Below are 9,799 nucleotides of genomic sequence, written 5' to 3' on the forward strand. Positions count from 1 at the left end.
CGCCAGGAATGCCGTTACCAGCGAAAAACCGTAGCGTGTGGCAAGCACATTAGCCATACCGATGCTCACAACAATGAGTATCGCCGTACCGATAAGAATATAGGGCACCATTTTTTCGGTTTTTACGATGCGGTCCGCATCAAGCTGCATACCCATAAACAGACCGATGCTGGCCTGCGCCGCCGCCATGAGCCAAAAAGGCACAGGCTGCACACCGCCGTCAAAGACGGAAAATGCAGCCGTTGCCAAAATCGGTCCCAAAAGCCTGGGTGTCGGCATATGTATTTTCGTTGCTATAAAGCTGCCCAATATAGACAATGGCACAACAACAAGCCAATGCATACCGCCATGGTTCGGCAATGCTACGCTGCTGCCCGTCACATGCGCATGCAAAAGCCAGATAACAAGAAACGGCACAGTAATAACTACGCCCAGCAGGCGCAACACTTGCATCACCATGACAACGTTGGGGTTGACCTCTTTGTCCTCTTCGCAGAGGAGCATCGTCAGCGTCATACCGCCGGGAAGCATACCCATGACGCAGCTTTTGAGGTTTTCCCGCGCCAGCTTTGCCGTAATAACAGCCAATACCATACTTGCAGCCAAAATAACTATCGTTGCTTCTGCTACACCGACAAGCTCAGCCAAAAAGTTATTCCAGGTGTCAGAGGTAAAGGTAGAGCCAATACCATAACCAGCAACCATTAAAGCATATTCGCGCCATTGCTTAGGCCAGCTCAGATTGCTGCGATGCGTCAATGTTTTGCAAAGCAAAGCAGTCAACAGGCCGCCCAGCAAAAATGGAATCGGTATATGCATCCGCACCAGCAGGCTGCCCAGGCAAAGCGCCATAATAAAAAGCAACAAGCGGTTTAACAACATAATTTTTACTCCTGCTCTACGCCGTTAGCGGATAAAGCATTCATAATGCGTTCAATCAGCTCGCCGCGCATAGTATGCTGCGAAGATGAATAGGTAATAATCTCATGCTCCTTCAGCCCAATTTCGCGCTTAAAGAGTGCCTTTTGGGACATAGCAGCATTTTTCGAAAGCTTGTCGGACTTAGTCAGCACAACCTGCACCTTCAGGCCACAGCTGCGCAGCCAGTTGAAGCATTCCATATCGCTGTCCATAGGCTTATGACGGATATCAATCAGCTGGCAGACAACACCCAGGTTTTCGCTGCCGGATAAATATTTGCTGATAAACCCGGACCATTGGTCCTTATTATTATGGTTTGTTTTAGCAAAGCCATAACCAGGTAAATCTACCAGATAAAAGGAGGCCCTTTCATCCTCACCCTCAACTACGCGCTTAGCCTCCAGCTCGTAAAAGTTGATGGTCTGCGTTTTGCCCGGAGTAGAGCTTACGCGTGCCAGGCCGTTGCGGCGGCAGAGTGAATTGATAAGCGACGATTTACCGACATTACTGCGGCCGATAAAGGCAGCCTCAATAAGAGCAGGCTGTGGATATTGGTCTGCACGTACTGCAGAGGCCACATATTTAGCACGGATAATATCCCAATTATCTTTACTCATTTTTATCCTCCAATGCCAGCTTCAAAACATCATCAAGATGCTCGACAGGTATAAACTGCATTTCCTTACGAATATTTTCCGGCAGCTCGTCCAGATCCTGCATATTGCGCTTCGGCAGCAGTACTGTCTTTACGCCATAGCGGTAAGCTGCCAGCATTTTTTCCTTGATGCCGCCAACAGGCCATACCTTGCCGGACAGGGAAATTTCGCCGGTCATCGCCAGCTTGCCTTTAACCTTTTTACCTGTCAGCGCCGATACCATGGCAGTAACCATAGTTACACCGGCAGAAGGTCCGTCCTTAGGTACAGCGCCCTCCGGCAGGTGGATATGAATATCCATCGTTTCTCCAAAGTTGGCAGGAATCCCCAAGGCTTCAGCGCGACTGCGAATATAAGTGTAGCCAGCCTGAGCCGACTCCTTCATTACATCGCCCAGCTGACCGGTAAGCGTCAGATTGCCCTTGCCCTTAAACGCCAGCACCTCTACCTTCAGCAGCTCGCCGCCGACGCTGGTCCACGCCAGACCATTAGCAACGCCAACACTGGATTTCAGACTGATATCATCATCAAGATAAATAACAGGTCCCAGATATTTTTCCAGATTCTTTTCTGTTACCTGAGCACCCTTACCTTTGCCCTTGACAATCTTGAAGGCAACCTTGCGGCAGATACCTGCCAGCTTGCGTTCCAGATTACGCACGCCTGCTTCCCTGGTGTAATCGTGAATTACACGTCGGATGGCCTTCTCGCTAACGCTCACCTTATATTTTTCCAGACCATTGAGCTTCAGCTCCTTCGGCAGCAGGTGCAGCTGAGCTATCTTAACCTTTTCTTCGTCAGTATAGCTGCTCAGCTGAATAATTTCCAAACGGTCCAAAAGAGCCGGCGGAATAGTATCAACAGCATTTGCTGTTACAATCCAGAATACATGTGATAAATCAAACGGGAATTCAATAAAGTGGTCACTAAAGCTGTTGTTCTGCTCCGGATCAAGCACCTCTAAGAGAGCAGAAGCCGGATCGCCACGAAAATCAGAAGCCATTTTATCAATCTCGTCCAACAGGAAAACCGGATTCATGCAGCCACAGGTCTGCATACCATGAATAATACGTCCAGGCATAGAACCGATATAGGTACGACGATGACCGCGGATTTCAGCTTCATCACGCACACCACCCAAAGAAATACGGGTAAATTTACGCTTAATCGCCTTGGCAATGCTGCTCGCCAAGCTTGTTTTACCAACACCCGGAGGTCCTACCAGACACAGAATCGGTCCACGTGTACTCTTGGACAACGCACGTACCGCCAGATATTCCAGAATACGCTCCTTAACCTTCTTCAGGCCGTAGTGATCCTTATCAAGAACATCCTGCGCCTTATCTATATCAAAATTATCCTTGGTGAATTTGCCCCAAGGCAACGCAAGCAAAGAATCAATATAGGTGCGGATTACCGCTCCCTCCGGTGTCATCGGCGGCATTTTTGCCAGACGTCCCAGCTCCTTGTTGATTTTCTCCGCCACGTTTTGCGGCATCTTCAGCTTGGACATCTGCTCCTTATACTCAGCGATTTCTGCCTGTACGTCTTCGTTTTCGCCAAGCTCCTTGCTGATAGCCTTAATCTGTTCACGCAGATAATATTCCTTCTGATTCTGCTCCACCTGCTGGTGTACCTGTTCGGAAATATTTTTGGCTACATCGGCAATTTCCTGCTCACGCACCAGAATCTCGTATAATTTACGCAGACGCAGCTTCAGCGGTGCCATTTCCAACAGCTCTTCCTTTTCGGTCAAAGACAGCGTCAGATAACCGACAATAATATCAGGAACCTTGCTTACATCAGCACGCGACTTTAAGGACTGCACTGTATCAGGATTAACCTTTTTCGTAAGCAGAACCCATTGCTCAAAGGCGTCCAACAGCAAGCGACGCAGTCCTTCCGCTTCAGCATCGACCGCATCATCAGCAGGAACTACTTCTACCTCACCGACAAAGAAATCCTGCTCATTCTCATGAACCTCTGCCGCACGCAACACATGTACGCGCTCTAAGCCTTCTACCAGCAAACGTACAGCGCCGTTCGGCAGCTGCAGCTTTTGCTTGATGGTTGCCAAAACGCCCCATTCATATAAATCAGCAGCAGTAACATCTTCCTGCTCAGCCTGTTTTTGTCCGACCAGGATAATCTGTTTATCTGTCAGTTCAGCTGCGTCAATAGCAGCCATAGATTTTTCTCTGCCGACATCAATATTGGCAATCATGCCAGGAAAAATCAAGATGCCCCTCAAAGCCAACAGGGGCTTTGTAATTATCAAATTAGCCATATAATCCCTCCTTAAGCTCCCAAAACAAGAGAGAAATTTATTGACAGTACACCATTAAGCGTATACCTGTCATAGCGATAAAATAAGGGAGAAGGTATAATAATCCTTCCCCCTTAGATATTTTGTTATTTTGTAATCATTTGCGGTTCGCAATGCTGGCGTATAGTAGCTTCAGTAACAATGCACTTTGTTACATCATCACGGGAAGGAACATCATACATTACGTTACGCATGGTAGATTCGATAATCGATCTCAGACCACGCGCTCCGGCATTACGTTTCAATGCTTCCTCAGCAATAGCAGTCAAAGCACCAGGCTCAAACTCCAAATCTACGCCATCCATTTCCAGGAAACGCTGGTATTGCTTAACTAAAGCATTACGCGGCTCAGTCAGTATCTGCACCAAAGCAGCTTCGTCCAACGGATTGAGCGTTACTACTACCGGCATACGTCCTGCAAATTCCGGAATAATACCGAACTTCATGATATCCTCGGGCAATACCTTGGCAAATACAGCCTCGTTATCAACCTCTTCCTTACGGCGGATATCAGCACCAAAGCCCAGGTTTTTCTTGCCGACACGGGCATTGATGATATGCTCCAGTCCTGCAAAAGCACCACCGCAGATAAACAGGATATTTGTTGTATCAATATTGATAAACTCCTGATGCGGATGCTTACGTCCTCCCTTAGGCGGAACGCTGGCAACAGTACCCTCAAGGATTTTCAGCAGAGCCTGCTGCACACCTTCACCGGAAACATCACGGGTAATAGAAACGTTTTCAGATTTGCGGGCAATCTTATCGATTTCGTCGATATAGATAATACCACGCTGAGCAGCTTCAATATCATAATCTGCATTACTGATCAGCTTGAGCAGAATGTTTTCAACATCCTCGCCTACATAGCCTGCTTCCGTTAAGGTAGTAGCATCAGCAATAGCAAAGGGAACCTGCAAAATCTTTGCCAAAGTCTGAGCAAGCAGTGTTTTACCGCTGCCGGTAGGACCGAGCATCAGAATATTGGACTTCTGCAGCTCCAGGTCACGTTTAGACTCCGGATTTTGGATTTCGTAATTGATTCTTTTGTAATGATTATATACAGCCACAGACAAGGTCTTTTTAGCCTCATCCTGGCCAATAACATACTCATCTAAGATTGCCTTGATTTCCTGAGGCTTCGGCAGATCAGCATTAACCAACTGTTCAGCAGCATCGCTTTCTTTTTCCTCTTCAAGCATTGATTTGCAGAAATCGACACACTCATCGCAGATGTAAACACCGCGACCGGAAATCAGTCTTTTAACCTGACCTTCACGCTTGCCGCAAAAGGAACAGCATGGGTTTCCATCATGTCCTTCATTAAAACTCATATTTTAAATCTCCTTATAGTATATCTTACTCTGCAGATTTACTACGGGAAACAACCTCGTCAATCAGGCCATATTCCTTAGCTTCTTTACTTGTCAGATAATGATCGCGCTCAGTATCAGCAGCAATTTTTTCCACTGTCTGACCGGTATGCTTTGCCAGTACCTGGTTCATTTCTTCACGGATACGCAGGATTTCACGGGCATGGATTTCAATCTCCGTTGCCTGGCCCTGTGCGCCACCCAAGGGCTGGTGAATCATAACGCGGGAATATGGCAATGCAAAACGCTTACCCGGCGCGCCTGCTGCCAGGAGCACAGATGCCATGCTGGCAGCCATGCCCATGCAGATAGTAGAAACGTCAGGCTTAATATACTGCATCGTATCATAAATAGCCATGCCGGCGCTTACGCTGCCGCCAGGACTGTTAATATACAGATGGATGTCTTTGTCCGGATCCTCGGACTCCAGGAACAATAACTGAGCAATGACAACATTTGCCATATTGTCATCAATCGGACCGGTAACGAAAACAATCCTATCCTTCAAAAGACGTGAATAAATATCATAGGAACGTTCTCCACGACTAGATTGTTCAACAACGATAGGCACATAATTCATTTTGTCACACTCCCTTACTGTAAGTATAACCCCAAATTATTTTGCGCTGTCGATAACAACGTGTGCAGCTTTACGGCGCAGGATGTTAGCCAGCAGCAGGCCCATGGTGCCGTTGCCTTTGATGATTTTCTTAACTTCTTCAGGAGCAGCGCCGTGTTGTGCGGAAATAGCAGCGATTTCTGCATCAACGTCAGCCATATCAACCTGAATGTCTTCAGCTTTAGCGATAGCGTCCAGAACCAGATCGGTCTTAACGTTTTCTTCAGCAACCGGGCGTTGGTTTTCACGGATTTTAGCCATGTCCAGGCCGGTGTATTGCATGTACATATCCAGGCTCATTTTACGGCTTTCCAGGCTCATTTTCATTTCTTCAACCATTTGGCTGATTTTGTCTTCGATCATGATTTCCGGAACGCTGAATTTAGCGTTAGCTACAGCCAGGTCAATCAGTTCATGCTCGTATTCAGCTTTAGCGTTAGCTTCAGCAGCTTTTTGCATACGCTCTTTGTAGTTAGCACGCAGCTCTTCTACAGTTTTGAAGTCGGTCTTGGAAGCAACATATTCGTCGTTCAGTTCCGGCAGCTCTTTGCGTTTTACGTCCTGGATGTTTACTTTGAAGACAGCTTCTTTGCCAGCCAGGTCTTTAACAAAGTAATCTTCCGGGAAGGTTACTTCTACGTCAGTGGAATCGCCCTTGGACAGGCCAACCAGTTGATCTTCGAAGCCAGGGATGAAGGAGTTGGAGCCAACTTCCAGAGGATAGCCTTTGCCTTCGCCGCCGCTGAACGGTTCGCCGTCAACAGTACCAGCAAAGTCGATGATAGCGAAGTCGCCTTTTTCAATTACAGCGCCTTCTTCAGCAACTACCATTTTAGCATCGCGGCCCATCATATCTTTAATTTGAGCGTCAACCTGCTCGTCAGTGATTTCAACTTCTTTTTTGTCTACATGCAGACCTTTGTATTCGCCCAGTTCCGGTTCCGGTTTCAGGGTTACTTTAATGGTCAGTTCCATATCCTTGCCTTCTTCGAATACGGATTCTTCAACTTTAGGATCGGATACAGGGATCAGTTTTTCCTGGTCGAGAGCTTCGCTGTATGCTTTGTTAGCAACGATTTCAAAAGCTTCTTGTTTTACAGCTTCTTTGCCATAGTGCATTTCGATGATAGCACGCGGAGCTTTGCCTTTACGGAAGCCCGGGATATTTACCTGGTCAGCAATTTTTTTAACAGCCTTTTTATAGCCTGCATTTACCTCAGCAGCCGGAGCGGTAATTTTTAAAGTTGCCTCGTTTTCTACTCTTTCAACAGTAACGTTCATTAATAAAATCCTCCCTTAAATTTATGTGGGTAAAAAATAATATAATCGGATTAAACTGTCAGCCTTCCTTAGCGAAAATGTGCTGACACAAATCGCTCATAATATCATATCACAATGCTCGCTTCTTGACAATACCAAAAAACCCGACAGACTCAATCTGCCGGGTAAATTTTTAATTGGAGCGGAAAACGAGATTCGAACTCGCGACCCCCTCCTTGGCAAGGAGGTGCTCTACCACTGAGCTATTTCCGCGTCATGTGCATCAGCAACGAATATAAGTATAAGGCATCAAGCGGCTTTTGTCAACACCTTTTTTGAAAAAAGTTGAGATTTTTTTCACCTTTTTTTCTTGGCCCTATCCTAACCCATTACAACGCGCCAAATCATCATAGACAAGCGCCGCCAGACGCTGCGTCAATTCTTTGTTCTCCGCGCAAAGCTTCGTCTGTGACAGCAATGCTTCCAGCTTAGCCTTATTGCACATCATGCAGCAGCAGGGCATAATGATCTCGCTGGCCATATAGGCAGCGGCGCGCAAAGACATTTCATCCTGCAGCAGGCTGCCGCTTGCTGCCTTGGATGTAAAAACCGCAAGGCGCATATCCAGCGCCCGCGCCAGCTGTTTTTCCAAAACACCGGCCATAGCTTAACGCATGTTTTCAATAAAGTCTTCAAAGGTGTTGATCAATACAGTGTGACCGGTAACCTTTAAATCGCGCAGATAAGTACCATAGGATTCATAAACCTCGTCACTCAGCTCCATTTTCAGGCCTTCCTTAACATATTCATCCATCATTTTCAGGATGAAACGGTTAACTTCATTGGTGCCGGGCTTAACATTTAACGGAATAATGCGGCTTTCAGCCTCGTATTTTTCTACAACGACCTTCCAGCCACCGGGAACAGGCGGCAGACGGGTTGCTTTAATGAAATAATTATCAGGAGAAAAGCCTACATAACCATCCATTTTATTATATAATTTTGCTTTTTGCAGGGGGAAACCATTTTTATTGCCCCATTTAACGATTTCTTCGCAAACTTCATTATTATGGATTACACTCGGAAAGGTTGCTTCCGCTAAGATTTCAGACATAGTGATACCTCCTCATGGTTTATAGTCATATTTTACTCTAACTTGCAGATTATTTCAACAAAAAAGCATGTATACAATAAGTTGCAAGCTTAAAAAAACCGGCATCAAGCAGATGCCGGTTCAAAAGCAATTCTTTTAAATTTGTCCCAAAGCCTTCAAAATGCACTGAGCGATAATCGCACTGGCAATATAGGTGCCTACAAAAACAACGATTGCCAGAATAACAATGCGCCAGCCGGTCTTAGCAAAGTCGTCAAGATCCTTGCCTATGGATACACCGGCATAAGCCAGAATAGGCGTACACAGAGCCACAAAGCCAACATTTTTCACATAACCATTGACAATATCACTGCCCGGAACGCCGGGGATAGTCAGAATACAGCCCAAGGTTACAACCCATGCTGCCGCAGGAATACCGCCGGGGATATATTTGGACATCAGCATACCAACAAAAGCAATCACTGCTAAAATAAGCAGGCCGGGGATAGACTCTATAATATTTGCCTTAGTTCCCAATACATTGGAGAACAAGCTCATGAAGGTTACAATAGCCAAAATGATAATTGTATCTTTAATTTTCATTATGCTTCCTCTCCTTTCTTATCAGCTTCAGGCAGTACGCCATATTTCATTTTGTAACATTTCTTGTACAGCCATTCGGTCATAGGCAGGCCCAGCCATACGGACATATACAGACCGTCAAGACCGGAAAGCATATTACTTGCTGCGCCAAAGGCTGCCAGCTGGTCAGCCATATTAGGATACATAGCAGCCAAAGAGCCAACTGCAGCCGTCATCATGCTGGCAGAGCCTACGCCGGAGGCCATAGCCAGTGCATACGGATGAATCGGCAGTACAGAAGCAGCAACGCTGGCCATCAGGCCGAAGAAAATAGTACCGAAAACAGTACCGGCAATATAAACGCCCATAACGCCGCGGCCTTCACTGCTGTCCAGGCCAAACTTTTCGCCGATAAGCGCTACGTTCGGCTCACGTGCGATAGAATGCGCAGCACCGATGGTTTCACGCTTCAGGCCCAGGTAAACAGCAACAGGTACGCCCAAAAGCACCGTACCGAGGTTACCGAACTCCTGCAGAATCAGCGCCGGAGAAGCAGCCAAAATCTTCGGCAGGGTAGGACCTACCAGCGTACCATAGCGTGCCATCAAAAGCATCAGCGTTACGCCGACAAGACTGCTGGCATCCAGCATTTCCTTTCTGCCGGACAAGTTCAAAAATTTAGGTGTTGTCAAAATACCCAAAAGCAGAGCGTACAGCATCGGCAACAATACGATACGACCGATACCGAACTTCAGGGTATGAGTGCCGATCAGCTCGGAAACAATGATCAGCGCCAGAATTATGGCATGTAATTTAATGTTCTTCATTACATTCCCTCCCACAAATTATTTCTATTTTACCTAGTGAACGTACCTCCGCCTATAGAGGCGGAAGCTTGCTGCTTCAGCGAGAACAGCACCACTAACTCCGAAGAGTTATGGCGACTTACACTCTCTCCACAGGCGTAGA

The 9,799-nt window shown here is 46.7% G+C and carries 10 protein-coding genes and 1 tRNA gene; all 11 read right to left on the bottom strand.

Going from position 1 to position 9,799, the window contains the following annotated elements:
• The coding region (locus BN587_RS02300; protein ID WP_049897143.1) for an AbrB family transcriptional regulator at positions 1-882 on the bottom strand (882 nt) is incomplete at its 3' end.
• Positions 883-887: 5 nt separating this feature from the next.
• The gene (gene yihA / locus BN587_RS02305; protein ID WP_021719536.1) at positions 888-1,538 is read right to left on the bottom strand and encodes a ribosome biogenesis GTP-binding protein YihA/YsxC; all 651 of its coding nucleotides are present in this window, start codon (positions 1,536-1,538) and stop codon (positions 888-890) included.
• Complete coding sequence (gene lon / locus BN587_RS02310) at positions 1,531-3,864, bottom strand: endopeptidase La (protein ID WP_021719537.1); 2,334 nt, start codon at positions 3,862-3,864, stop codon at positions 1,531-1,533. Before lon ends, yihA begins: the two co-directional genes overlap by 8 nt.
• A 125-nt stretch (positions 3,865-3,989) precedes the next feature.
• Positions 3,990-5,237, bottom strand: coding sequence for an ATP-dependent Clp protease ATP-binding subunit ClpX (gene clpX, locus BN587_RS02315; protein ID WP_021719538.1), 1,248 nt, complete (start codon positions 5,235-5,237; stop codon positions 3,990-3,992).
• Between the two features lie 25 nt (positions 5,238-5,262).
• Positions 5,263-5,856 carry an ATP-dependent Clp endopeptidase proteolytic subunit ClpP gene (gene clpP / locus BN587_RS02320; RefSeq protein WP_009144839.1) on the bottom strand — a complete coding sequence of 198 codons (594 nt, stop codon included), beginning with the start codon at positions 5,854-5,856 and terminating at the stop codon, positions 5,263-5,265.
• 36 nt (positions 5,857-5,892) lie between these two features.
• Entirely contained in the window at positions 5,893-7,176 is a 1,284-nt protein-coding gene (tig, locus tag BN587_RS02325) for a trigger factor (RefSeq protein WP_021719539.1), read from the bottom strand.
• Between the two features lie 177 nt (positions 7,177-7,353).
• Positions 7,354-7,428: transfer RNA gene (locus tag BN587_RS02330), tRNA-Gly, on the bottom strand.
• A 103-nt stretch (positions 7,429-7,531) separates the two neighbouring features.
• Positions 7,532-7,819, bottom strand: coding sequence for a hypothetical protein (locus tag BN587_RS02335; protein ID WP_021719540.1), 288 nt, complete (start codon positions 7,817-7,819; stop codon positions 7,532-7,534).
• 3 nt (positions 7,820-7,822) lie between these two features.
• The gene (locus BN587_RS02340; RefSeq protein WP_021719541.1) at positions 7,823-8,269 is read right to left on the bottom strand and encodes a hypothetical protein; all 447 of its coding nucleotides are present in this window, start codon (positions 8,267-8,269) and stop codon (positions 7,823-7,825) included.
• 135 nt (positions 8,270-8,404) lie between these two features.
• A complete protein-coding gene (locus BN587_RS02345) occupies positions 8,405-8,851 on the bottom strand; it encodes a hypothetical protein (protein ID WP_021719542.1) in 447 nt (148 codons plus the stop codon).
• Positions 8,851-9,657 carry a DUF3100 domain-containing protein gene (locus BN587_RS02350; protein ID WP_021719543.1) on the bottom strand — a complete coding sequence of 269 codons (807 nt, stop codon included), beginning with the start codon at positions 9,655-9,657 and terminating at the stop codon, positions 8,851-8,853. The genes BN587_RS02345 and BN587_RS02350 overlap by 1 nt, the downstream gene beginning before the upstream one ends.
• Between the last annotated feature and the right edge of the window lie 142 nt (positions 9,658-9,799).

This window comes from Phascolarctobacterium succinatutens CAG:287 (genome assembly GCF_000434895.1).
GTDB classification, from domain to species: domain Bacteria; phylum Bacillota; class Negativicutes; order Acidaminococcales; family Acidaminococcaceae; genus Phascolarctobacterium_A; species Phascolarctobacterium_A succinatutens_A.